The organism is Variovorax sp. E3 (assembly GCF_016082275.1).
In the GTDB taxonomy this organism is placed as follows: domain Bacteria; phylum Pseudomonadota; class Gammaproteobacteria; order Burkholderiales; family Burkholderiaceae_C; genus Variovorax.
In genome coordinates, this window is the sequence record NZ_MOWM01000138.1 from 1 (window position 1) to 22,686 (window position 22,686).

At 70.0% G+C, this 22,686-nt stretch carries 16 protein-coding genes and 5 pseudogenes; 8 read left to right on the forward strand and 13 right to left on the reverse strand.

Annotated elements, in window-relative coordinates:
- Positions 1–155: 155 nt before the first annotated feature.
- The 5 genes and pseudogenes from BMG07_RS31765 to BMG07_RS31785 all read right to left on the reverse strand — a co-directional run bounded on the left by BMG07_RS31765 (position 156) and on the right by BMG07_RS31785 (position 4,620).
- A pseudogene (locus tag BMG07_RS31765) lies at positions 156–871 on the reverse strand (ABC transporter ATP-binding protein).
- Positions 868–1,620, reverse strand: a complete 753-nt coding sequence (locus BMG07_RS31770; protein ID WP_198087844.1) for an ABC transporter ATP-binding protein — start codon at positions 1,618–1,620, stop codon at positions 868–870. Before BMG07_RS31770 ends, BMG07_RS31765 begins: the two are co-directional and overlap by 4 nt.
- Positions 1,613–2,550 (reverse strand): annotated as a pseudogene (locus BMG07_RS31775) (branched-chain amino acid ABC transporter permease). The gene BMG07_RS31770 and the pseudogene BMG07_RS31775 overlap by 8 nt, the downstream one beginning before the upstream one ends.
- Positions 2,547–3,425 (reverse strand): branched-chain amino acid ABC transporter permease, encoded by an 879-nt coding sequence (locus BMG07_RS31780; protein ID WP_198087845.1) that lies wholly within the window; start codon positions 3,423–3,425, stop codon positions 2,547–2,549. Before BMG07_RS31780 ends, BMG07_RS31775 begins: the two are co-directional and overlap by 4 nt.
- A 4-nt stretch (positions 3,426–3,429) precedes the next feature.
- Complete coding sequence (locus BMG07_RS31785) at positions 3,430–4,620, reverse strand: amino acid ABC transporter substrate-binding protein (protein ID WP_198087846.1); 1,191 nt, start codon at positions 4,618–4,620, stop codon at positions 3,430–3,432.
- 212 nt (positions 4,621–4,832) lie between these two features.
- On the opposite strand from BMG07_RS31785, the gene BMG07_RS31790 reads away from it, so the two are divergent.
- The gene (locus tag BMG07_RS31790; RefSeq protein WP_198087847.1) at positions 4,833–5,798 is read left to right on the forward strand and encodes a helix-turn-helix domain-containing protein; all 966 of its coding nucleotides are present in this window, start codon (positions 4,833–4,835) and stop codon (positions 5,796–5,798) included.
- Here BMG07_RS31790 and BMG07_RS31795 read toward each other — a convergent pair.
- On the reverse strand, positions 5,767–7,440 hold the full coding sequence (locus BMG07_RS31795; protein ID WP_198087848.1) for a SulP family inorganic anion transporter: 1,674 nt from the start codon (positions 7,438–7,440) through the stop codon (positions 5,767–5,769). The two genes, BMG07_RS31790 and BMG07_RS31795, sit on opposite strands and share 32 nt — an antisense overlap.
- Before the next feature lie 182 nt (positions 7,441–7,622).
- Here BMG07_RS31795 and BMG07_RS31800 point away from each other — a divergent pair, with 182 nt between their 5' ends.
- From BMG07_RS31800 to BMG07_RS31825, 6 genes and pseudogenes are all read left to right on the forward strand, one after another.
- Positions 7,623–8,126: a (2Fe-2S)-binding protein gene (locus BMG07_RS31800; RefSeq protein WP_198087849.1), complete on the forward strand. Its 504-nt coding sequence runs from the start codon at positions 7,623–7,625 to the stop codon at positions 8,124–8,126.
- A pseudogene (locus BMG07_RS45170) lies at positions 8,123–10,371 on the forward strand (molybdopterin cofactor-binding domain-containing protein). Before BMG07_RS31800 ends, BMG07_RS45170 begins: the two are co-directional and overlap by 4 nt.
- Positions 10,368–11,672, forward strand: coding sequence for a cytochrome c (locus tag BMG07_RS31810; RefSeq protein ID WP_198087850.1), 1,305 nt, complete (start codon positions 10,368–10,370; stop codon positions 11,670–11,672). Before BMG07_RS45170 ends, BMG07_RS31810 begins: the two are co-directional and overlap by 4 nt.
- Positions 11,673–11,875: 203 nt before the next feature.
- Positions 11,876–12,601: a hypothetical protein gene (locus tag BMG07_RS31815; protein WP_269759593.1), complete on the forward strand. Its 726-nt coding sequence runs from the start codon at positions 11,876–11,878 to the stop codon at positions 12,599–12,601.
- A 225-nt stretch (positions 12,602–12,826) separates the two neighbouring features.
- On the forward strand, positions 12,827–14,395 hold the full coding sequence (locus BMG07_RS31820) for a TerC family protein (RefSeq protein WP_198087859.1): 1,569 nt from the start codon (positions 12,827–12,829) through the stop codon (positions 14,393–14,395).
- A gap of 21 nt (positions 14,396–14,416) precedes the next feature.
- Positions 14,417–15,028 (forward strand): flavin reductase family protein, encoded by a 612-nt coding sequence (locus tag BMG07_RS31825; RefSeq protein ID WP_198087851.1) that lies wholly within the window; start codon positions 14,417–14,419, stop codon positions 15,026–15,028.
- A gap of 12 nt (positions 15,029–15,040) precedes the next feature.
- On the opposite strand, the gene BMG07_RS31830 is transcribed toward BMG07_RS31825, so the two are convergent.
- The 6 genes and pseudogenes from BMG07_RS31830 to BMG07_RS31855 all read right to left on the reverse strand — a co-directional run bounded on the left by BMG07_RS31830 (position 15,041) and on the right by BMG07_RS31855 (position 20,908).
- Positions 15,041–15,844, reverse strand: coding sequence for a CPBP family intramembrane glutamic endopeptidase (locus tag BMG07_RS31830; protein WP_198087852.1), 804 nt, complete (start codon positions 15,842–15,844; stop codon positions 15,041–15,043).
- A gap of 59 nt (positions 15,845–15,903) precedes the next feature.
- On the reverse strand, positions 15,904–16,884 hold the full coding sequence (locus tag BMG07_RS31835; RefSeq protein WP_198087853.1) for a tripartite tricarboxylate transporter substrate binding protein: 981 nt from the start codon (positions 16,882–16,884) through the stop codon (positions 15,904–15,906).
- A gap of 30 nt (positions 16,885–16,914) precedes the next feature.
- On the reverse strand, positions 16,915–17,886 hold the full coding sequence (locus BMG07_RS31840) for a tripartite tricarboxylate transporter substrate-binding protein (RefSeq protein WP_198087854.1): 972 nt from the start codon (positions 17,884–17,886) through the stop codon (positions 16,915–16,917).
- Positions 17,883–18,605 carry a 3-isopropylmalate dehydratase small subunit gene (leuD, locus tag BMG07_RS31845; protein WP_198087855.1) on the reverse strand — a complete coding sequence of 241 codons (723 nt, stop codon included), beginning with the start codon at positions 18,603–18,605 and terminating at the stop codon, positions 17,883–17,885. The genes BMG07_RS31840 and leuD overlap by 4 nt, the downstream gene beginning before the upstream one ends.
- Positions 18,602–20,009 (reverse strand): annotated as a pseudogene (leuC, locus tag BMG07_RS31850) (3-isopropylmalate dehydratase large subunit). Before leuC ends, leuD begins: the two are co-directional and overlap by 4 nt.
- Positions 20,006–20,908 (reverse strand): alpha/beta fold hydrolase, encoded by a 903-nt coding sequence (locus BMG07_RS31855; RefSeq protein ID WP_198087856.1) that lies wholly within the window; start codon positions 20,906–20,908, stop codon positions 20,006–20,008. The pseudogene leuC and the gene BMG07_RS31855 overlap by 4 nt, the downstream one beginning before the upstream one ends.
- A gap of 124 nt (positions 20,909–21,032) precedes the next feature.
- Here BMG07_RS31855 and BMG07_RS31860 point away from each other — a divergent pair.
- A pseudogene (locus BMG07_RS31860) lies at positions 21,033–21,968 on the forward strand (LysR family transcriptional regulator).
- A 40-nt stretch (positions 21,969–22,008) separates the two neighbouring features.
- On the opposite strand, the gene BMG07_RS31865 reads toward BMG07_RS31860, so the two are convergent.
- On the reverse strand, positions 22,009–22,686 hold a 678-nt coding region (locus BMG07_RS31865), incomplete at its 5' end, for a ChbG/HpnK family deacetylase (protein ID WP_198087857.1).

Below are 22,686 nucleotides of genomic sequence, written 5' to 3' on the forward strand. Positions count from 1 at the left end.
GCCGGCGTGGCGGCGGGCGCGCGCGTGGCGACGCCGCCGTCCAGTGGGTTGCGGCGCTCGAAGGTGGCGCCGCCGGTGGCGGCACGCGTTCGCCGTCGATGAGCATGGAAATGTCGGTCATGGGGTGTCCTTGCAAAAAGGGGAGAAGAGGGAGTTCAGGCGACGCCCAGATAGGCCTGGCGCACCGCGTCGGAATGCAGCAGCGCCTGTGCCTCGCCCGAGGCGACGACGCGCCCGCGTTCGAGCACGTAGCCGCGGTCGGCGGCCTGCAGCGCCTTGCGCACGTTCTGCTCGACCATCAGCACCGTCACGCCCTGCGAGGCGATGCGCCGCACGATGGCCAGCAGCTCGTCGACCATGCGCGGGGCCAGGCCCAGCGAAGGCTCGTCGAGCATCAGCAGGCGCGGGCCGCTCATCATGGCGCGCGCCACGGCCACCATCTGCTGCTCGCCGCCGCTCATGGTGCCGGCGAGCTGCGCGGCGCGTTCCTTCAGGCGCGGAAAGTCGTCGAAGGCACGCGCAAGGCGCTCGGCGCGCAGCGCGCGGGAACGAGCCAGCCGCCGAGTTCGAGGTTCTCGGTGACGGTCATCTGCGGGAACAGCTGGCGGCCCTCGGCCACGAGGGCGAGGCCGCGACGCACGCAGGCCGTGGCGTCGCCGGACGGCAGCGCGGCGTTGTCGAGCAGGGCTTCGCCCGTGCGCGGCAGCAGGCCGGCCAGCGCCTTCAGCAGCGTGGTCTTGCCGGCGCCGTTGGGGCCGAGCACCACGGTGACGCCGGGCGTCACGTCCAGGTCCATGCCCTGGATGACCTGGAAGCCGTGGTAGCCGGCCGACAGGCCGCGCACCGTGAGTTGACTGGCGTTGCCGCTCATGCGGTGGCCTCCATTTCGTCGCCGAGATAGGCCTCGACCACGTCCGCGTTGCGCACGACCTCGGCCGGCGTGCCGTCGGCGATCTTGCGGCCCTGGTGGAGCACCAGCACGCGCTCGACGTACTTCAGCAGCGTGGCGACCGCATGCTCGATCCATACGACCGTGAGGCCGTGTTCGTCGCGCAGGCGGCGGATGCGCCGCGCCATCGCGTCGACCTCGATCTCGGTCAGGCCGGCGGCCACCTCGTCGAGCAGCAGCACGCGCGGCCGCGTGCCCAGCGCCATGCCGATCTCGAGCAGGCGCTGCTGCGAGGGCGTGACATCGGCCGCGATGTGCTTCGCCAGGCCGCCCAGGCCCAGCATGTCGAGAATTTCGCCCGTGCTGCCCAGTCCCGCGATGGGCGTGCGGTGGCGGCCCGCGAACTGCATGCCGAAGCGCACGTTGTCTTCGAGCGTCATGTCGGCCATCACGCGCGGCGTCTGGAAGGTGCGCGCGATGCCGTGCGCGGCGTACAGGTGCGGGCCGCGCCGCGTCAGGTCGACGCCGCCTTCGACCCGCAGCGTGCCCGAGGTCGGCATGACCACACCCGAGATCGCATTGAAGAAGGTGGTCTTGCCCGCGCCGTTCGGGCCGATGATGCCGACGATTTCCCCGGCATGCAGCGTGGCGCTGACGGCGTCGACGGCGGTGAGGCCACCGAAGCGCACCGTGAGTTCGCGGGCTTCGAGCAGCGGTTGCGCGTTACTCATGGCCGTGCCTCCGCAGCACAGCCGCCTTGCGCTGCCACAGCGATGCGAGGCCGTTGGCAGGTGCATCACGCACAGGATCAGCAGCAGGCCCAGAACCATCATGTAGCCGTAGGGCAGCTGCAGCCGCAGCGTTTCGGACAGCAGGCTGAACACGATCGCCGCGGCCACCGGCCCGCCGATGCTCGCGGCGCCGCCGATCATCGCGATCAGCACGGTCTGGAAGCCGATGAAGGGGCTGAACACGGCCGGCGGGTCGATGTAGGTCCAGCGCACCGCCATGGCCGCGCCGACCGCGCCGGCAAAGGCGGCGGTGAGCGCGAAGCCCATGACCTTCACGCGGCGCGTGTCCACGCCCAGCGTCTGCGCGCGCTGCTCGTCGGCGCCGATGCCCGCCAGCGCCAGCCCGAAGCGGCTGCGCTTGACCAGCAGCGCCGTGGCAACGGCCGCGCCGGCAATCGCCAGCACCGTGAGGTAGACCGTCTCGTTCGACGGCACCACCGTGAGCACGCGGCCCACGGTGCCCGAGACCTGCTTCTCGACGAAGGTCACGGCATGGCGGATCAGCTCGGTCATGCCGAAGGTCAGCACCGCGAAGTAGGTGCCGCGCAGGTGCAGCACGGCCGCGCCCATCAACACCGCCACCGCGCTGGCAATGGCCGCGCCGCTCAATATGACCAGCGGCCACGGCAGCACGTCGAGCAGCGTCGCGCTCGCATAGGCACCCAGGCCGAAGAAGGCCGAGGTGGCCAGCGACAGGTAGCGCGTGGCGCCGCAGAACAAGGACCAGCTCGTGGCCAGCGCGATGTACATCAGGCAGCCGAGCGCGACCGAGGCCACGAACTCGCTCGCGACCCACGGCACGGCGGCCGCCAGCGCCAGGCCGGCGCACAGCACCCACCACGGCTTGTTTCGGGGAAGGGAAGCAATCATTTTCTGGAGAACAGTCCGTTGGGCCGCCAGATCAGCACGCCGATGAACACGGCATACGACAGCAGCATCTTGAGCGAGGGGCTCGTGAAGTACATGCCCAGCGCTTCCACCACGCCCAGCAGCAGGCCGCCGACGAGGCTGCCCGCGATGCTGCCGAAGCCGCCGAGGGTGATGACGATCAGCGCCGTCACCGTGTAGGGCTCGCCCATGGAGGGCGAGATCTCGTAGGTCATCGACAGCAGCGCACCGGCCACGCCCGACAGGCCCAGGCCGATGCCGAACATCAGCGGGTGCAGCCGCTTCGTGTTGATGCCGACCAGCTGCGCGCCGGTGGGCGACTGCATCAGCGCGCGCACCGCCTTGCCCAGCAGCGTGAGCTTGAGCAGCGCGATGAGCGCGATGCTCAACGCCAGCGCCACGCCGAACAGCACCAGCTTGTTGGCGGTGAAGCGCATCTCGCCCACCTGCACCGGGTCGGCCAGGTAGTCGTAGCCGCGCAGGTCGCCGCCCCACGCGAGCAGGGCGGTGTTCTGCACCAGGAACATCAGGCCGAAGCCCACCATGAGGCTGCGCGCCTCGAACACATCGACGTTCGGCGCGCGCGCCGCGACCTGCCGAAAGCACAGCCAGTGCACCGCCATGCCCAGCGCCATCAGCAGCGCGAAGGCCACCGGCATGAACAGCAGCGGCGAGATGCCCCAGGTGCTGTGCGCCCACCATGTGGCGAAGGCGCCCAGCATCAGGAACTCGCCGTGCGAGATGTTCATGATGCGCATCAGCCCGTACTGCAGGTTCAGCCCGATGGCCACCAGCGCGTAGATGCCGCCCGTGATCAGTCCGCCGGCCAGGAGCTCGGCCCATCCAGAAAAAGACACGTCTTTACTTCCAGGCCGGTTTGGGCATCAGTTGCGCGGTGGCGCGGTCCTTGGGCCAGACCACTTCGAAGTCGCCGCCCTGCCATTGCGACACCGTGCCCGGAATGGACGCGTTCTCGCTGCCCTCGAAGCGGATCGGGCCGAGGATGGTCTTGAACTCGTTCTTCGCGATCTGCTCGCGCAGCGCCTTGCGGTCCAGGCCCACCTTCTCCACCGCCTGCTGCAGGATCTGCAGGCCGGCCCATGCGTGGCCGCTGGCCCAGCGGTCGGGTTCCTTGCCGAACTTCTTGGTGTGCGCGTCGAAGTAGGCCTTGGCCTCGGGGCTGGTCTTGCCGTTCCAGGAGCCCATGCCGATCACGCCTTCGGTGTTGGCCGCCATCACGTTCTTGTAGAGCTGGAAGGCCGTGCCCACCGACGCGTAGAAGTACTTCGGGTTGAAGCCCACCTCGCGCGCCTGCCGGCTCGCCAGGATGGTGTCCGGCGGGTAGGTGATGCCGATGAACGCGTCGGGGTTCAGGTCCTTCATGGTGCGCAGCACCGGCGCCAGGTCTTTCACGCCCAGCGGGTAGCTCTTGCGGTCGAGCACCTGGATGCCGGTCTTCTTCAGCGCGTTGTTCAGCGCCGCGAAGTTCTCCAGGCCGAACAGGTCGTCCATGTAGACGATGGTGATGGTCTTCACGTTCTGCGCCACCAGCATGTCGACCAGCGCGCCCATCATCTTGTCGGGCTGCTGCAGCAGCGAGAAGAAGAAGGGCAGGCGCATGTCGATGAGCTTGCGCGACAGCGCGGTGGGCGCCAGCAGCGGATAGCCGAAGCGGTTGGCCAGCGGGGCCACCGCGAAGTTGGCGCCCGAACCCCAGGGCGGCAGCACCAGGTCGACCTTGTCGCTGCCCATGAGCTTTTCGAAGGTGCGCACGCAGGTCTCGGTCTCGCTGCGGTCGTCGTAGCCGATCAGCTCGACGGGGCGCCTGGCGCCCTTCACCGACAACCCGCCCGCCGCGTTGACCTGCTCGGCCCACAGCAGGTAGTTGGGTTCCTGGCTCACCTGCGCGCCGGCGGCCCACGGGCCGGTGCGCGCGATGGCGTAGCCGATCTTCACGGGCCCGCTCTGGGCGAACAGTCGGGGGGCGACGGCGGCCGCGCCCAGGGCGGTGGCGGTGCCCTGGATCCAGCGGCGGCGATTGGGTTGAAGCATGAAGGTCTCCTGCCGGGCGTCGGTATGCGCCCGCTGCCGGAATCGTAGAAACGCAGGCCTTCGGGCGCTGTGCCCGCCGCGCACAAAGCACTTGACGCAGCGTGCAGCTGCCTAGTGGTTAACCCGCAATCCCTTGGGTCTTGAAGGCGCTTCACAATGCGCGGCACCCCGGCTTCGTGTTGAAATCTTTCGTTCTCGCCGCCGCCGCCCGCATGACCGCCTCCTCCTTGCTCCTGTCCACCGACCCGATCCCGCCGAAGGAGCGCGGGCCGCTGTGGTGCGAGTGGGTGTGGCGGCATTTCGGCGGCCTGGGCTCCGACCTGTACGACGACAGCGAATTCGACGGCCACCTCGCGGCCTCGCATGCGGGCGACGTGATCCTCACGCGGCTCGAAGCCAACCGGCACCGCGTGCTGAAGACGCGGCAGATGGCGCGCCTGAGCGACACGCCCTACCTGAAGATCGTCGCGCCCTGGCAGGGCTCGGCCGAGGTCACGCAGCGCGGGCGCGCCGCCGCCGTGCGCTCGGGCGGATGGACGCTCTACGACACCACCGCCGACTACACCGTGGCCAACCCTGAGCGCAGCGACCACCTGATCGTGATGCTGCCGAAGGACCAGCTCGCGTCACCCGCGCTGCCGCTCAACGACCTGGTCGCGCGGCGCATCGGCGGGGCCAGCGGCATCTCGCGCGTGGCGCTGGAGACCATGCGCAGCACCTACCTGGAGCTGCCCTTCATGAGCGAGGCGGCGGCGCGCGGCGCGGGCGACCTGCTGATCCAGCTCGTGCGGCTGTCGCTGATGGAACTGGCGGGGCAAGAGACGCCGCTCACGCAGCGCGAAGCCTTGAAGGACCGCATCCGCCATCACGTCGCGCAGAACCTGCACGACCCGGCCCTGTCGATCGACAGCATGGCGCTGGCTCTGCGCTGCAGCAAGCGCCTGCTGCACAGCGCCTTCGCCGACGACGACGAAACGCTGAACGGCTACATCCAGCACCAGCGGCTGGCCGCGAGCATCCGCGACCTGCTCGACCCCGCGAACGCGGCGCGCTCCATCACCGACATCGCGCTGGCCTCGGGCTTCAGCAACCTCTCGCACTTCAGCCGCGTGTTCCGCGAGCACACGGGCGGGAGCCCGAGCGAGTTCAGGCGGCAGGCGGCGCTGGCGCCGCGCTAGCGGCGGCGGGCTGCACCGCGTCGTCCACGCTCCACGGCGCATACACCTGCGCGTACAGGTCGGGCGAGTCCACCTTGGCCAGCAGGTCGCGCACGTTGTCCTTCACGCGCGCCAGCGACAGGCGCGCGCCGCGCACGCGCACATAGGCCGCGAAGTCGCACAGCGCCTCGATGCTGGTGGCGTCGAGGTCGGGTGATTCCTCAAGGCTCAGCACCATGCGCCGCAGCCCCGGCGTGGCGTCGATGCGCGCGCGGATCGACACGAACACCGCATCGGCGTTGCCGAAGAACAGCGGCACCTCGGGCCGCGCGATCAGCGTGCCCGGCGGCACCACGGCCTCGGGGTGGCGGGCGGTGTCGACGTAGTCGTGGCTCTGGCCGAGCCGCCCGAGCCAGCTCACGGTGGTGCGCGAGAAGCCGCGCAGCAGCAGCAACAAGCTCACGCCGATGGCCGCCAGCAGCCCGTCGAGCACGCCCAGCAGCAGCACGGCGGCCACCGCCACCAGCGCCACCAGCCGGTCGCGCCGCCAGTGAAAGTACGGCCGCAGCGCCGAGGGGTTCAGCGAATGGCTGACCGCGTTGATCACGATGGCGGCCAGCAGCGGCTCTGGCGTGTGCGTGATCCACGGCAGCAGCGTGAGCACCGCCACCAGCACCACGAGCCCGGCCACGATGCCCGCCGCGCGGCTCTGCGCGCCGGCCGATTCGTTGGCCGACGTGGCCGAGTAGCCCGCGCCCACCGGCATGCCCTGGAACACCGCCGACAGCAGGTTCGCGCCGCCCAGCGCCAGCAGGTCGCGGTTGGCCGACACGTTGTCGCCGTGGCGCATGGCGAAGGTGCGGATCGAGCCGTAGGACTCCGCGTAAAGAATCAGCGCCATCGCGAACGCCAGCCCGCCCAGGTTCTGCCACTGCGCGCGGTCCAGTTGCGGCACGCCGGGGTGCGAGAAGTCGAGCGAGATCGGCCCCACCGCCGCCACGCCCCAGGCATGGCACAGCCCGCTCACGTCGAGCGCGATGCCCGCCACGATCACCAGCAGCGCGGCCGGCACCGCGCGCCAGCGGGCCAGCCCGCGCAGCAGCGCCAGCGCGACCAGCGCCATGGCCGCGCCGGCCAGGTTCCAGTGTTGCCATTCGCCGAAGAGCCCCGCGATGAGGCGAAAGAAATCGCTGTGCGCCGGCTGCACCGCCAGCACCTTGGGCAACTGCTTGACCACGATGGTCAGTGCCAAGCCCAGCGCAAAGCCGCGCAGCACCGGCTTGGCGATGAGGCTGGACACCGCGCCCAGCTTCAGGATGCCCGCGACGACGAAGAACACCCCGGCCAGCCCGACGATGCCCGCGCCCATGGCGAGCCGCGTGGCCATGTCGACGCCGGGCATCGAGGTGGTCGCTGCGAACAGCACGGCCGCCGACGACGAGGTGGCCGAGACGATCGCGAAGCGGCTGCTGCCGAACAGGCCGTACACCAGCAGCCCGGCGAACAGCGCGATCACGCCGGCCTGCGGCGGCAGGCCCGCGATGCCCGAATAGGCCACCGCCTCGGGCAGCAGCAGGCCCGCGATGGACACGCCCGCCACCAGGTCGGCGATGCCGGGGCGGCGGGGGCTGGCTGCGGACTGCGGTGCGGCTTCTGCGGTCATGGACAAGGCCTTTTGCTTTTTGTTGTCGCGGGATGCTGGCAGCCGCCGCCGGACCGGAAGCTGACGATGAAGACTTTCGTTGGCGCGTGCCGGCGTGTTTGGCGAAGCGCAAGCGCATTTCTCGAACTGGCGCTATGGTGCAGTGCCGACCCCCGATGAAACAAGCAGAAAAGGCAGGGCCCATGATTGATATCAACATCAACGGCCAGTCCGTTGCCGTCAACGCTCCCGACGACATGCCCTTGCTCTGGGCATTGCGCGACATCGTCGGGCTCACAGGAACCAAGTTCGGTTGCGGCATCGCGCAGTGCGGCGCCTGCACCGTGCACCTCGACGGCCAGCCGGTGCGCTCGTGCGTGCTGCCGGTCGGCGCGATCGGCAAGAAGGCCGTCACCACCATCGAGGCCATCGCGCAGACGCCGGCCGGCCAGAGCATCCAGAAGGCCTGGCTCGATGTCGACGTGGTGCAGTGCGGCTACTGCCAGTCCGGCCAGATCATGTCGGCCGCCGCGCTGATACAGCGCACGCCCAACCCGAGCGACGCCGACATCGACCTGGCCATGTCGGGCAACGTCTGTCGATGCTGTACCTACTCGCGCATCCGGGCCGCCATCAAGCAGGCGGCCACGGGCAAGCCCGAGGCAATGCAGTCGGTGGTGACGATGCCGGCCAGGAGCGCATCGTGAGCGCCGCCACCGGCATCAGCCGGCGCGCCGCCCTGCAGGCCGGCGGCCTGGCACTGGCCTTCACCTGGGTCGGCGGCAGCAAGGCCTTCGCGGCCATCAGCGCGCGCCGCCAACCCGCCGACGAAGCCGCCGCGCTGGCGGACGGCAACCCCGCCTTTGCCCCCAACGCCTTCATCCGCATCGACGCCGACGGCGGCGTGCGCCTCGTCATGCCGATGGTCGAGATGGGCCAGGCCATCTACACCGGCTCGGCGATGCTGCTGGCCGAGGAACTCGGCGTCGAGCTCGACCAGGTGCGCGTGGAGCATTCGCCGGCCAACGAAGCGCTCTACGGCATGCCGTTGCTCGGCGGGCAGATCACCGGCGGCTCGACCAGCACGCGCGGCAGCTACGGCGTGCTGCGCGAGGCCGGCGCCGTCGCGCGCACCTTGCTGGTCAGCGCCGCCGCCGCGCAATGGAGCGTCGACCCCGCGAGCTGCACCGTGGCGCGCGGCGTGGTGAGCCATGCGCCGAGCAACCGGCAGCTTGGCTTCGGCGCGCTTGCCGCAGCCGCCGCGAAGTTGCCGATGCCGGCCAAGGTGGCGCTGAAGGAGCCGAAGGACTTCAAGCTCATCGGCCAGCCGCTGCGGCGTGTCGATTCGGCCGGCAAGGTCAACGGCAGCACGCAGTTCGGCCTCGACGTGCGCGTGCCGGGCATGAAGGTGGCGACGGTCAAGGCCAGCCCCACGCTGGGCGGCGTGCTGGCCTCGGTGGACGACAAGGCCGCGCGCGCCATTCCGGGCGTGGTCGACGTGCTGCGCATCAAGGACGCGGTGGCCGTGGTGGGCGAGCATTTCTGGGCCGCGAAGCGGGGCCTCGATGCGTTGAAGATCCAGTGGACGCCGGGCGCAACGCCACGCTCACCACGCAGCAGCTGCGCGCGGCGCTGGCCGATGCGCTCGCGAAGGACAAGGCCATCGTCGGCAAGGAAACCGGCAAGCGGCCCGAAGGCAGGCTGGTGCAGGCCACCTACGACCTGCCGATGCTGGCGCACGCGACCATGGAGCCGCTGAACACCACGGTGCACGTGCGGCCCGACGGCTGCGATATCTGGGTCGGCACGCAGGTGCCCGCGCGCTGCGTGGACGTGGCCGCCAAGATCACGGGGCTGGCCGCGGACAAGGTCGTGCTGCACAACCAGTACCTGGGCGGCGGCTTCGGCCGGCGGCTGGAGACCGACTCGGTCGAGCAGGCCGTGGCCTTCGCCAGGCAGGTGCCGTATCCGCTGAAGGTGGTGTGGTCGCGCGAGGAAGACATCCGCCACGACATCGTGCGCCCGATGTACCACGACGACATCTCGGCCGTGGTCGACGGCGACGGGCAGATCCTGTGGTTCGGCGACCGCATCTCGGGCGGCACCGTGCTGGGCCGCTGGGCCCCCGCCTTCATGGGCAAGGACGGCATGGACGGCGACCTGATCGAATGCGTCGCCGAGCCCTGCTACGACCTGCCGAACCTCAAGGTCGAGTGGGTGCGCCACGACATGCCGGCGGGCCTGAACGTCGGCTGGTGGCGCGGCGTGGGGCCCACGCACAACCTGTTCGTGATGGAAAGCTTCATCGACGAACTGGCGCAGCGCGCGAAGAAAGACCCGGTGGCCTACCGGCGCGCGCTGCTGAAGAAGAACCCGCGCACGCTCGCCGTGCTCGACCTGGCCGCCGACAAGATCGGTTGGGGCAAGGGCACGCTGCCGGCGCGCGTGGGACGCGGCGTGGCCGTGGGTGACCCGTTCGGCAGCCGTGTGTGCGCGATGGTCGAGGTCGAGGTCACGCCGCAGGGCGAGGTGCGCATGCGACGCGCGGTGGTGGCACTCGATTGCGGCATTGCGGTGAACGCGAGTTCCATCGAGGCGCAAATCCAGGGCGGGCTGCTGTTCGGCCTGAGCGCCGCGCTGTTCAGCGAGATCACGCTGCGCGAGGGTGCCATCGAGCAGAGCAATTTCCACGACTACCGGATGCTGCGCATCAACGAGTCGCCGCCGGTCGAGGTCCACACCATCAAGAGCGGTGAAGCGCCCGGCGGGCTCGGCGAGGTCGGCACCGCCATCGCCGCGCCGGCGCTGGCCAACGCGATCTTCGCGGCCACGGGCGTGCGCCTGCGCGCGCTGCCCGTGAACCGCGCGCTGCTGGCGCAGGACAAGGAGGCGATGAAGAAAAAGATCGCCGATGCCGGGCATGCAGCACCGGGCGAAAGGAGCGCGACATGAAGCGGCTTCTCAACGTGCTGGTGGTCGTGTTCGTGGTGGGCGCGGCGCTGTACTTCTTTCTCAACCGCACCGACAAGTCCGAGGGCGAGGCGCCCGCGCTGGCCGGCGCGCCGGCCGATGCGGCGCTGCTGGTGCGCGGCGAATACCTCACCAAGGCGGCCGACTGCATCGCGTGCCACACGGTGCCCGGAAAGGGCGAGCCCTTTGCGGGCGGCCTGCCTTTCGTGCTGCCCTTCGGCACCATCTACTCGTCGAACATCACGGCCGACCCGACCACGGGCATCGGCAACTGGAGCGACGACCAGTTCGTGCGCGCCGTGCACGACGGCGTGCGCGCCGACGGGCAGCGCCTGTACCCGGCGTTTCCGTACACCGCGTACACCGCGCTGAGCCGCAAGGACGTGCTGGCGATCAAGGCCTATCTCTTCAGCCTGCCCCCGGTGAAGCAGCCGAACCGCGAAGCCGACCTGGGCTTTCCGTTCAACCAGCGCTGGGCCATGGGCTTCTGGAACGCGGCCTTCTTCAAGAGCAGCCGCTTCGAGGCCGACCCGGCGCAGTCGCCCGCGTGGAACCAGGGCAAGTACCTGGCCACCGCGCTGGGCCATTGCGCCGAATGCCACACGCCGCGCAACTTCGCCTTTGCGCTGGAGACGAGCAACAACCTCGCGGGCGAATCGGTGCAGGGCTGGCGCGCCTACAACATCACGTCGGACGCGAAGAACGGCATCGGCGCGTGGAGCGACGCGGAGTTGGCCACCTACCTCACCACGGGCCACGCCGAAGGCCGCGGCTCGGCCTCGGGGCCGATGGGCGAGGCGGTGGAGCACAGCCTGCAGTACCTGAAGACCGAAGACACGGCGGCGCTGGTGAGCTACCTGCGCACGGTGCCCGCGAAGGCCGGCAAGAGCCCGATCGAGATCGATGCGAAGGCGCCCTGGGCCGTGGCCGCGAGCGCGGCGGCGCCGGCGGCCAACACGGCCGAAGGGCATGAGCAGGGACTCAGGCTCTTCGCGGCGGCATGCGCCAGTTGCCATCAGTGGAACGGGCAAGGGCAGCAGACGAACTACGCGTCGCTGCTGGGCACGCGCGGCGTGAACGATGCGGGCGGCGCGAATGTCACGCAGATGATCCTGCGGGGCGTGAAGATGCGCGTGCACGACAGCGAGGTCTACATGCCCGCGTTCGACAAGGCCTACACGGACACCGAAGTCGCGGCGCTGGCGAACTACGTCATCGCGCAGTTCGGGAACAAGCAGGGGACGGTGACGCCGGAGTTCGTGGCGAAGCAGCGCGCGCAGTGAGTGCTTAAGCAGAGGTCACCCAACAGCCCGCGGGGAACTTAACTCTTCCTACCTATCGTCCCGGTCGACGCAACACCGATACCGAAAAAAGAGCCCCACGGCCGCACGTTCATCCGCGTTCGGCCCGCATCGCGCTGTTAAGGTGGACCTCTGTTTTTTTCTGCCACGCACACCGCCCGTTGTCCAAGCATTGGGCAGTCCACATGCCCATTCGCCACGCCAGGATCTTTCCGCGCCATGCGTTCTATTGCGTGCTGGGTGGGCTGGTCGTGGTCTATGCGTTGTGCGCGGTGCTGCTGGTGTTCGCGGGGGTCTATCTTTTTCCTTTTCTCTCCGACGGAGAGGACGTGTCCGAAGATGGCCTGCTCTTCCTGGCGGTGGTTGCCGCACCGCTCGCGCTCTACCTGATCTTCTGGCGCGGCAGCGACTTCCTCGCGTGGTGGCGCACGCCGCGCGTGCTGACCCTCGGCGCGCACGGCCTGCAGGTCGGGCGCCGCATCATCGCGTTCGCGGACGTGACGCGGCTGCGGCATCGCCACAGCCGCAACCACATGCTGATCGCCACGCGCCGGGGCCGGCCGATGCGCTTGCGGCTCGACCTGTGGGACCACGCCTTCGCGCTGCGAACGGAAATCGAAGAAGCGATCGGCAGGGTGCTGCGCAGCGACGTCGAGCGGCGCATGCACGCGGGCGACACGGTGGGCTTCGGCGTGCTGGGCATGAACGCCGAGGGGCTGGTGCACAAGGGCCAGCTCATCGCGTGGTCGAGCATCGACACCGTGCGCACGCAGTCCGCGACCGACGGCATCCTGGTGGACGAGCAGCTCGTGATCGTCGCCAACGGCCAGACCCGCCGCATCGACCGCTCGAAAATCGAGAACGAACCGGTGCTGCTCGCCTGCCTGATGCAGCGCCTGCCGGCCGGGTGATACGGCCTTTTCGGCGGGCTGTCATTTCGGTCCGATAAACTGCGGGGGTGAATTCCTCCTCCGAGCCTCCCAGTAGGCCGCTGGCCTGCGCCAGCTTCTGCCTGCCTCCGTGCGCCGCGTCCGACCCCTTCGCGGCTCCCGTTCCTCCCGCCTTTTCTCTGTTGTCGCCCGACATGGCCCGCGCCATGCCGGGCCGTACGCGTTGCCGCGCCTTTGTCTTCCATCATGATCGTTGAACTGCTCACCGACCCCGCCGCCTGGATCGGTCTCCTGACGCTGGTCGTCCTGGAGATCGTGCTGGGCATCGACAACCTGATCTTCATCGCGATCCTTGCCGAGAAGCTGCCGCCGCACCTGCGCGACCGCGCGCGGCGGCTGGGCCTGGGGCTGGCGCTGTTCATGCGCCTGGGCCTGCTGTCGGTGGTCTCGTGGCTGGTCACGCTGACCACGCCGCTGTTCACGGTGTTCGGCCAGGGCTTCTCGGGGCGCGACCTGATCCTGCTCGTCGGCGGCCTGTTCCTGCTGTTCAAGGCCACGTCGGAGCTGCACGAGCGGCTCGAGGGCGTCACGCACTCGGCCACCGGCTCCACGGCCTACGCGAGCTTCACGCTCGTGGTCACGCAGATCGTGGTGCTCGACGCGGTGTTCTCGCTCGACGCGGTGATCACCGCCGTGGGCATGGTCGACCACCTGCCGGTGATGATGGCGGCGGTGATCATCTCGATCGGCATCATGCTGTGGGCGTCCAAGCCGCTCACGCGCTTCGTCAACGCGCACCCGACGGTGGTGGTGCTGTGCCTGAGCTTCCTGCTGATGATCGGCCTGAGCCTGGTGGCCGAGGGCCTGGGCTTTCATATCCCGAAGGGCTACCTGTACGGCGCCATCGGCTTCTCCGTGATGATCGAGACGCTGAACCAGTGGGCCAAGCGCAATGCGCTCAAGCACGAGGCGCGCCGCCCGCTGCGCGACCGCACGGCCGAGTCGATCCTGCGGCTGCTGGGTGGCCGCGCGCCGGGCGAACCGGCGCTGGCCGGCGCCACGGCCGATGGCGCCGAGCGGCTGCCAGAGCCCGCGTTCGCCGTCGAGGAGCGCAACATGGTCAGCGGCGTGCTGTCGCTGGCCGAGCGCAATGTGCGCTCGGTGATGACGCCGCGCGCCGACATCTCGTGGGTCGACCTCAACGACGACCCCGAGGCGGTGCGCGAGCAATTGCTCGACACGCCGCACGGCATCTTCCCGGTGTGCCGCGGCTCGCTCGACGACGTGGTGGGCGTGGCGCGCGCCAAAGACCTGCTGGGCCACCTGCTGCGCCACGGAAAGATCGACGAGAGCGGCGGCCTGCGCGCGCCGATCTATGTGCCCGAGTCGACCACGGTGATCCGCCTGATCGACACGCTGCGCGGCGCACGCGGGCAGCTCGCGCTGGTCAACGACGAGCACGGCACGCTGACCGGCGTGGTGACACCCATCGACGTGCTCGAGGCCATCGCGGGCGAGTTCCCCGACGAGGACGAGACACTCGAAATCCTGCAGACCGCCGCCGACAGCTGGACCGTGTCGGGCAGCGCCGACCTGCATCTGCTGGAGCAGGCGCTGCAGACGCACGGCCTGCTGAGCGACGACGACAGCTACACCTCGGTCGCGGGTTTTCTGCTCGCGCGCTTCGGCGGCTTGCCGGCGCAGGGCGAGACATGGGTACACGACGGCTACGAATTCGAAGTGACCGAAGCCGACGCGCAGCGAATCCGCACGGTGGTCGTGCGGCGCCTGCCTGCGACAGAATCCGAGCACTGAGCCATTGCCCGACCGGATGCCATGAACCAACCACACCACCGCCAGCCCGTTCCCCTCGACAAGGCCTACCGCCTGCTGAACCACGGCCCCACCGTGCTGGTGAGCGCGGCGCACGGCGGCCAGCGCAACATCATGGCCGCGGCCTGGGCCATGCCGCTGGACTTCGCGCCGCCCAAGGTGGCGGTAGTGCTCGACAAGAGCACCTGGACGCGCGTGCTGCTCGAAGGCGCCGGCACCTTCGCGCTGCAGGTGCCCACGCGCGCGCAACTCGACCTGACCGAAGCGCTGGGCAACAGCTCGGGCCGCGAGATCACCGAGAAGTCGGGCCACGACAAGTTCGCCGCCTACGGCCTGCAGACCTTCGCGGGCACGGCCATCGACGCACCGCTGCTCGAAGGCTGCGCGGCCTGGCTCGAATGCCGGCTGCTGCCCGAGCCGCACATCCAGCAGGGCTACGACCTGTTCCTGGGCGAGGTGATCGCCGCGCAGGCCGATGCGCGCGTGTTCGCCAACGGGCGCTGGAACTTCACGGGCCACGACGAACTGCGCACGCTGCACCATGTGGCGGGCGGACACTTCATCGTCGACGGCGAGGCGGTCGATGCGCGGCCGCTGCCGCCCGTTCGGCCCTAGGGCGCGGCGTTTCTAGACCGAGGTGCCCCGCGCCGGCCTTGCCACCAGCATCAGCCGCAGCACCAGCGTGCCGCACACGGCCGTCACCAGCGCCAGCAGCGCAAACCACAGCAGGCGCTGCGGCGAGGCCGCGTCGAGCCACTCGGCCAGCAGCAGCGTTGCGCAGTTGTAGGTCGCGTGCAGCGCAATGCACGGAATGAGCGAGCGCGTGCGCTCGTAGAGCCACGCCAGCACCGTGCCCATGACACAGCCGACCACGAACTGGTAGATGTTCAGGTGCGCCGCGCCGAACAGCAGCGCCGACATGAAGATGGCCTGCCAGCGCGGATAGCGCTGCAGGAAGCCGCGCAGCACGATGCCGCGGAACAGCATTTCCTCGAGCAGCGGCGCCATGACGCACACCGCCAGCACCGCCGCCACGCTGCCGTCGCCCATGCGGTTGAACAGCGCCTCTTCCCAGGCCGAGAGCGGCACGAGGCGTATCAGCAGGTTCAGCGTCGAGACGATGGTCAGCAGCAGCGCCGGCACCAGCAGCAGCACCGGCGGCACCACCAGCATCAGCGTGACGCGGGCCGAGGCCGGCGACTGGTGGAACAGCTCGCGCCACGTGAGCTTCTGCGTGTGCATCACGAACGCGAACACGCAGCCGTTGCCCAGCACGGCCGAGAGCACGCTGATCTGCATGACGTTGAGGCCGAGCCAGCCGTTGGCGTCGCGCAGCGCGGCACCGACGACGATCTCGCACAGGCACAGCGCCAGGAACAGCAGCGCGGCTTGCGCCGCCGAGGGAAAGGCGGTGCTTTTCGGGGAAGGCATGGGGCTGGCGGCGCTCGGGAAGGGGAGGCGCGCATATTAGCCGCAGGCCGGGGCGGGGCTCAGTCGACCTTGATGCCCTGGTCCTTCGCGAGCTTGGCCCACAGCGGCAGTTCCGACGCCAGCCGGGCGCGCGCCTGCTCAGGCGTCGACGGCGTGGGTTCGAAGGCCTCGCGGTTCATGCGGTCGCGCACGGCGGGCGCGTTCAGGGTGGCGTTGAGCGTGGCATTGAGCTTGTCGACCACGGCCTTGGGCGTGGCGGCCGGTGCAATCACCATGAACCAGGTCTCGAAGCGGTAGCCCGGCAGGCCGGCCTCGGCGATGGTGGGCACATCGGGCATGAGCGCCGAGCGCTTGGCCCCGGTCACGCCCAGCGCGCGCAGCTTGCCGGCCTTGACCTGCTGCTGCGCGGCCGAGAGCACCGGAAAGCTCATGTTCACCTGCCCGCCGATGGTGTCGACCAGCGCCGGGCCGCCGCCCCGGTAGGGCACGTGCTGGATGTCGACGCCGCCCACCGAGCGGAACAGCTCGGCCGCCATGTGGAAGGTGCTGCCGCTGCCGGCCGAGCCGTAGTTGAGCTTGCCCGGCTGCGCCTTCGCGAGCGCCAGCAGCTCCTTCACGTTCTTCGCGGGCAGCTCGTTGTTGACCACCAACACGTGCTGCGAGCTGGCGACCATGCCAACCGGCGCGAGGTCTTTCAGCGTGTCGTAGGGCATGGCGGCGTAGAGCGCGGGGTTGATCGCGAGCGACACGGTCTGCAGGCCGACGGTGTAGCCGTCGGGCGCGGCCTTGGCGACCGCGTCGACGCCGATGTTGCCCGAGGCGCCGGCCTTGTTCTCGATGAACACGGTCTGCCCGAGCGCCTTGCCCCAGTCGGCCGCGATGAGGCGCGCGGCGATGTCGGCGCTGCCGCCGGCCGCATAGGGCACGACGAGCTTGACGGGCTTGGCGGGGAAGGCCGGTTGTGCGCAAGCAGCCGTCGCCGTGAGCGCGAAGCCCGCCGCGAATGCGAGCCGGGATGCGATGGTCTTGATGTGTTGCATGTCTCTTGTCTCCTGTTTGTTGTCGTGAACTCAGTCCGCGTACTGCGCCGCCGCCTTCAGCACGGGCTGCCAGCGCTGCATCTCCTGCGCCACGAAGCGCTTGTGCGCCTCGCGGCCGGTGCGCTCGTCGGTGACGACCACCGCGCCCAGGTCGGCTTCGCGGCGCTGGAAGTCGGGGTCTCTCAGGCTGGCCTTCAGCAGCGCATTGAGCTTGTCGGCAATGGCCGGGGGCGTACCCCGGGGCGCATAGAGCCCGTGCCACACCGCCACGCGGAAGTCCTTGAGGCCCGCCTCGTCGAAGGTCGGCACGGCGGCCAGCGACGGCGTGCGGATGCGCGCCGCCGTCGTGATGCCGTACACCTTGAGCTTGCCCGCCGCGATCTGCGCGCTGGTGTTGGTGGTCTGGTCGCACATCAGGTCGACCTGGCCGCCCAGCAGCTCCGACATGGCCGGCGCCGTGCCCTTGTACGGCACCGCCACCATGCTGCCCTTGACGGCCTGCTGGAACAGCAGCCCGCACAGGTGCGCGGCCGAGCCCACGCCCGCGTTGGCGATGGTGAGCTTGCCGGGCTCGGACGTCACCAGCCGCGTGAGCTCGGCAAGGTTGGCGGCGGGCAGGTTGCCGCGGCCGATGAGCGTCATCGGCACCTCGCTGACCATGCCCAGGTATTCGAAGTCTTCCAGCGGCTTGTAGGGCAGCTTGCGGTACAGCGCGGGCGAGGTGGCCATGGCGATGTTGTGCAGCAGCAGCGTGTAGCCGTCGGGCGCGGCGCGCGCCACCTTGGCCGCGCCGATGTTGCCGCCCGCGCCGGCGGCGTTGTCGATGATCACCGTCTGCCCGCCCAGCGTCTTGCGCAGCGCCTCGGCGAAGTCGCGCGCCACGCGGTCGGTGGGGCCGCCGGCGGTGTAGGGCACGACCAGGGTGATGGGCTTGTCGGGAAACTCCGCCAGCGCGGCCGTGGCCGACGCGAGCGAAAGGGCGCAGAGCAGAAAGCGTTTCATGGGTTTGTCTCGGGGTGTCGTGGGAAGAGCCGGTCGAGCCGTTCCTTCGTGCGGCGGGCGACGTCGCGCGTCCAGGGCTCGGTGGCCCAGCGGCGCTGTGCAAAGGCTTCGATGGCCGCGCGGTGCACGAGCGATGCACCGATCAGGTCGAGCCCTTCGAGGAACATGGTGCGGTGCCTGTCCGACAACGCGAAGGCGCTGGTGCCCACGGGCGAGCGGACTTCGAGCCGCTGCACGTCGATCCCGATGCGCAGCGGTTCACTGCCGGAGGCGGCCGCGTCGAGCAGCGCGCGCACCTCGGGCTCGGGCAGCATCACCGCGAGCAGGCGGTTGTTCATCGCGTTCGAATAGAAGATCTCGCCGAAGCTCGGCGCAATCACCGCGTCGATGCCGTACTGCTGCAGCCCCCACACCGCGTGCTCGCGGCTGGAGCCGCAACCGAAGTTGGCGTCGGCCACCAGGATGCGCGTGCCCGCGTAGGCCGGGCGGTTGAGCACGAAGTCTTCGCGCGGGCTGCCGTCACCATGAAAGCGCAGGTCCCACAGCAGGCCCTGCGCGAGCCCGGCCTTGTCGATGCCGCGCAGAAACTGCTTGGGCATGATCTGGTCGGTGTCGAGGTTGGCGATGGCGATCGGCGCGGCGATGCCCTCGATGCGATGGTGTTCCCGCTGCTGCTGCTGCTGCTGCTGTTGTTGTTGTGTTTGAAGGGTGTCGCTCATTGCAGTGTCTCCAGCTTGCGCACGTCGGTGATGCGGCCCGTGAGCGCGGCGGCCGCGGCCATGGCGGGGCTCATGAGGTGCGTGATGGCGCCGCGCCCCTGCCGGCCCTCGAAGTTGCGGTTGGTGGTCGATGCGCAGCGCTGGCCGGGCGAGAGCACGTCGTCGTTCATCGCCAGGCACATCGAGCAGCCGGGCTGGCGCCACTCGAAGCCGGCCTCGACCAGCAGCGCGGCAATGCCTTCGGCCTCGGCCTGCGCCTTCACCGCGCCCGAACCGGGCACGACCATGGCGCGCACGCCGCCCGCCACGCGGCGGCCCCGCACCACCTGCGCCACGGCGCGCAGGTCTTCGATGCGCGCGTTGGTGCACGAGCCGATGAACACGTGCTGCACAGCCAGCCCTTCGATCGGCGTGCCCGCCGCCAGGCCCGTGTAGCGCATGGCCTGCTCGATGCTCGCGCGCTGCGCGCCTTCGGCCGGCGGCACCGCGCCGTCGATGGGCACGGCCTGGTCGGGGCTGGTACCCCAGGTCACGTGGGGCGCGACGTGGCTGGCGTCGAAGCGGTGTTCCACGTCGAAGGCAGCACCTTCGTCGCTGCGCAGCGTGGCCCAGTGGGCGAGGGCGTGTTCGCGCTGCGTGGCGTCGATGTCGGGGGCGCGCGCCAGCACGTAGTCGACGGCGGCGCGGTCGGGCGCGATGAGCGCGCCGCGCGCGCCGGCTTCCACCGCCATGTTGCACAGCGTGAAGCGCGCCTCGACCGACAGCGCCTCGATGGCGCTGCCGCAGAACTCGACCGCGAAGCCGCGCGCGCTGCGCGCCGATGCGCCCGATGATCATCAGGATCAGGTCTTTCGCGGTGGTGCCCAGCGGCAGTTGCCCGTCGACGCGGATGCGCATGTCCTGCGCGAGCCGGTACACCAGCGTCTGCGTGGCCAGCACGTGCTCGACCTCGGAGGTGCCGATGCCGAAGCCCAGCGCGCCGAGCGCGCCGTAGGTGGTGGTGTGGCTGTCGCCGCAGATCACCACCATGCCGGGGCGGATCATGCCGTGCTCGGGCGCGATGATGTGCTCGATGCCCTGCAGCGCGTCGTTGGTGTCGAACAGCGCAATGTCGTGGCGCTCGCAGTTGCGCCTGAGGTTGCTGGCCTGCAGCGCCGAGGCCGGGTCCTGGATGACGCGGTGGCGCACCGGGTGCGTGGGAATGATGTGGCTCACGGTCGACACGTTCTGCCCGGGCATCGCGACCTCGCGGCCCTGTGCGTGCAGGCCGGCGAAGGCTTGCGGGCTGGTGTACTCGTTCATCAGGTGCAGGTCGCAGAACAGCAGGACGTTCTGCGCGTCGAGCCGCACCACGGTGTGCGAGTCGACGAGCTTGCGGTAGAGGGTGCGGGGCGGGTGATTCATGCGCGGTCTTCCTGCGTGAGAAACGGGATCGCCCGGGCCAGCAGCTTGCCGGGCGCTTCCTCGGCGATGTAGTGGCCGCAGGGCAGCGGCTCGCCCTCGACCTGGCGCGCCACGCGGCGCCATTCGTCCAGCGGCTTGAAGCAGCGGTGCACCACGCCCTGTTCGCCCCACAGCGCCAGCAGCGGCGGCTGCAGCAGCAGGCCGGCGTCGCGGTCGGCGCGGTCGTGCGCCAGGTCGATGCCGGCCGACGCGCGGTAGTCCTCGCACAGGCCGTGCGCCGCGCCGGGCAGCGCGACGCAGCGCTGGTATTCGGCCAGCGCACGCGCGTCGAAGGGCGCAAGGCCCGCGCTGCGGCGGCCCATCACGTCGCGGATGTAGGCGGCGGGGTCGGCTTCTATCAACCGCTCGGGCAGCGGCGCGGGCTGGATCAGGAAGAACCAGTGCCAGTAGGCGCGCGCGAATTCTTCCGTGGTCTGCGCGTACATCGCGAGCGTGGGCGCGATGTCCAGCAGCACCAGCCGGCGCACCGCGTGCGCATGGTCCATGGCCAGCCGGTGCGCCACGCGCGCGCCGCGGTCGTGCGCCATCAGGTCGAAGCGCTCGAAGCCGAAGTGGCGCATCAGCGCGAGCTGGTCGGCGGCCAGCGCGCGCTTCGAATAGTTGGCGTGATCGGCGTCGCCCGCGGGCTTGGACGCATCGCCGTAGCCGCGCAGGTCGGCCGCCACCACGGTGAAGCGCTCGGCCAGCACGGGCGCCACGCGGTGCCAGATGGCGTGCGTCTGCGGATGGCCGTGCAGCAGCAGCAGCGGCGCGCCCTGGCCGCCCTTGACGGCGGAAATGACGATGCCGTCGCCCACGTCGACGTGGTGCTTCTCGAAGCCGGGAAAGAGTTCATTCATGGGGTGTCTCCTGCAAGAACCAAAGCGGTGGGGGCGCTTGTGGTCAATCGTAGGTAGTTCCCTGTGCGCCACAAAGTCGCAACGGGCAATTGATTCTTTCCTTGAGCGACTTAATATCCGGCGCATGGACGCACTCTCCGACCTGTCGTTTTTCTCCGTGCTGATGAAGCAGGGCAGCCTGAGCGCCGCCGCGCAGGAACTGGGCATCACGCCGCCTTCGGTCAGCAAGCGGCTCGCGGCGCTCGAGGCGCGGCTGGGCGTGCGGCTGCTCAATCGCACCACGCGCCGCATCGGCCTCACGCCCGAGGGCGAGACCTACCTCACCGAAGGCGCGCGCGTGCTCGACGCGCTCGACGCGGTGGAGCGCGCGGTGTCGGGCGCAAGGTGGCGCCGCGCGGACTGCTGAAAGTCAGCGCCACGCTGGGTTTCGGGCGGCGCTTCATTGCGCCGGCGCTGTCGAAGTTTGCGCGGGCCTTTCCGGAGGTCGAGGTGCAGCTGCACCTGACCGACCGGCCGGTGAACCTGGTCGAGCAGGGCTTCGACGTGTCGGTGCGCATCGGCACGCTGCCCGACGCGCGGCTCACGGCGCGCAAGCTGGCGTCGAACACGCGCGTGCTGTGCGCGTCGCCGGGCTATCTGTCGAAGGCCGGCGAGCCCACGCACCCGCGCGAGCTGCAGCAGCACCGCTGCCTGTTCATCCGCGAGGGCGACGAGGCCTTCGGTTCATGGCACCTGCGCTCGGGCGGCCGGCAGGAAACGGTGAAGGTGCGCGGCGCGCTGAGCAGCAACGACGGCGAATGCGCGCTGGCCTGGGCGCTCGACGGCCACGGCATTCTGCTGCGCTCGCGGTGGGATGCGGCGCCGTACCTGCGCTCGGGCCGCTGCGCCAGGTGCTGCGCGCGTGGGAGCCGCCGTCGCCGACATCTACGCGGTGTTTCTCACCAAGGCCCACATGTCGGCCAAGACGCGCGCACTGGTCGACTTTCTGCACGAGCGCTTCAAGAGCTATCGCGGCGAAACGGACAGGGCAGGCAGCGCGGCCGAGGCATCCGGCTGGTAGCACGCCGCCGCGTCATCGGCGGCGGCGTGTCTACCGGGCCCTAGGCATGAACCAGTTCGCCGCGCTGCAAGAGCCGCGACAGCGGCGCGATCGCAATCGGGCCGGGCCGTTCGTGCGGCGCCAGCGCGAGCGTGCGCAGCACCGCGTACTCGCGCATGCGCGCCGAGCCGTGCGGGTCGCCGGGCTGGATGCCGGCCGAGGGGTGGCACATCAGCACGTCGCCCGTGCGGCAGGCCGCGAGCCAGTCGGCCAGGTGCCGTTCGTAGCTTTGCAGGTCGCCCGTGAAGTCGTACACGCCGAGCAGCCGCCGGCTCACGGGAATGCCGTGGCGGGTGGCCAGCGCGGCCAGCCGCGCGCCGCCCAGCGCGTGGATGACGCGGGCCTTCAGCCGGTCGGGGCCGCTGTTGCTGCCCGGCGCCGTGTAGCGCACCCAGGGCGGCGACGCGCCGTAGCGCCGCACGATTTCCTCGACCAGCAGGTCGCGCACCACCGGGAACTGATGCACGTGCCGGTGCCCGTCGACGAAGGCGGGCGCGCGGCCCATGGCGTCCTCGAAGCGGGTGAACTGGTCGCGGATGTCGGCGTAGAGCGCGGGCGTGAACACGGTGCGCGTCCAGGTCCGCGCGATCAGCCCCGCCAGGCCGGGCTCGGGGCCGTCGGGCGTGCCGGGGCGCGTGAGGTCCAGGTGCAGGCCCACGTCCAGCCGCGCGGGGTCGAG

Coding starts and splice junctions, on each gene's coding strand:
- leuD (WP_198087855.1), bottom strand. CDS start 18,605: ATGAGCGACACCCTTCAAACACAACAACAACAGCAGCAGCAGCAGCAG.
- BMG07_RS31785 (WP_198087846.1), bottom strand. CDS start 4,620: ATGCTTCAACCCAATCGCCGCCGCTGGATCCAGGGCACCGCCACCGCC.
- BMG07_RS31795 (WP_198087848.1), bottom strand. CDS start 7,440: ATGACCGCAGAAGCCGCACCGCAGTCCGCAGCCAGCCCCCGCCGCCCC.
- BMG07_RS31810 (WP_198087850.1), top strand. CDS start 10,368: ATGAAGCGGCTTCTCAACGTGCTGGTGGTCGTGTTCGTGGTGGGCGCG.
- BMG07_RS31800 (WP_198087849.1), top strand. CDS start 7,623: ATGATTGATATCAACATCAACGGCCAGTCCGTTGCCGTCAACGCTCCC.
- BMG07_RS31830 (WP_198087852.1), bottom strand. CDS start 15,844: ATGCCTTCCCCGAAAAGCACCGCCTTTCCCTCGGCGGCGCAAGCCGCG.
- BMG07_RS31855 (WP_198087856.1), bottom strand. CDS start 20,908: ATGAATGAACTCTTTCCCGGCTTCGAGAAGCACCACGTCGACGTGGGC.
- BMG07_RS31840 (WP_198087854.1), bottom strand. CDS start 17,886: ATGAAACGCTTTCTGCTCTGCGCCCTTTCGCTCGCGTCGGCCACGGCC.
- BMG07_RS31790 (WP_198087847.1), top strand. CDS start 4,833: ATGACCGCCTCCTCCTTGCTCCTGTCCACCGACCCGATCCCGCCGAAG.
- BMG07_RS31770 (WP_198087844.1), bottom strand. CDS start 1,620: ATGAGTAACGCGCAACCGCTGCTCGAAGCCCGCGAACTCACGGTGCGC.
- BMG07_RS31815 (WP_269759593.1), top strand. CDS start 11,876: ATGCCCATTCGCCACGCCAGGATCTTTCCGCGCCATGCGTTCTATTGC.
- BMG07_RS31835 (WP_198087853.1), bottom strand. CDS start 16,884: ATGCAACACATCAAGACCATCGCATCCCGGCTCGCATTCGCGGCGGGC.
- BMG07_RS31820 (WP_198087859.1), top strand. CDS start 12,827: ATGATCGTTGAACTGCTCACCGACCCCGCCGCCTGGATCGGTCTCCTG.
- BMG07_RS31825 (WP_198087851.1), top strand. CDS start 14,417: ATGAACCAACCACACCACCGCCAGCCCGTTCCCCTCGACAAGGCCTAC.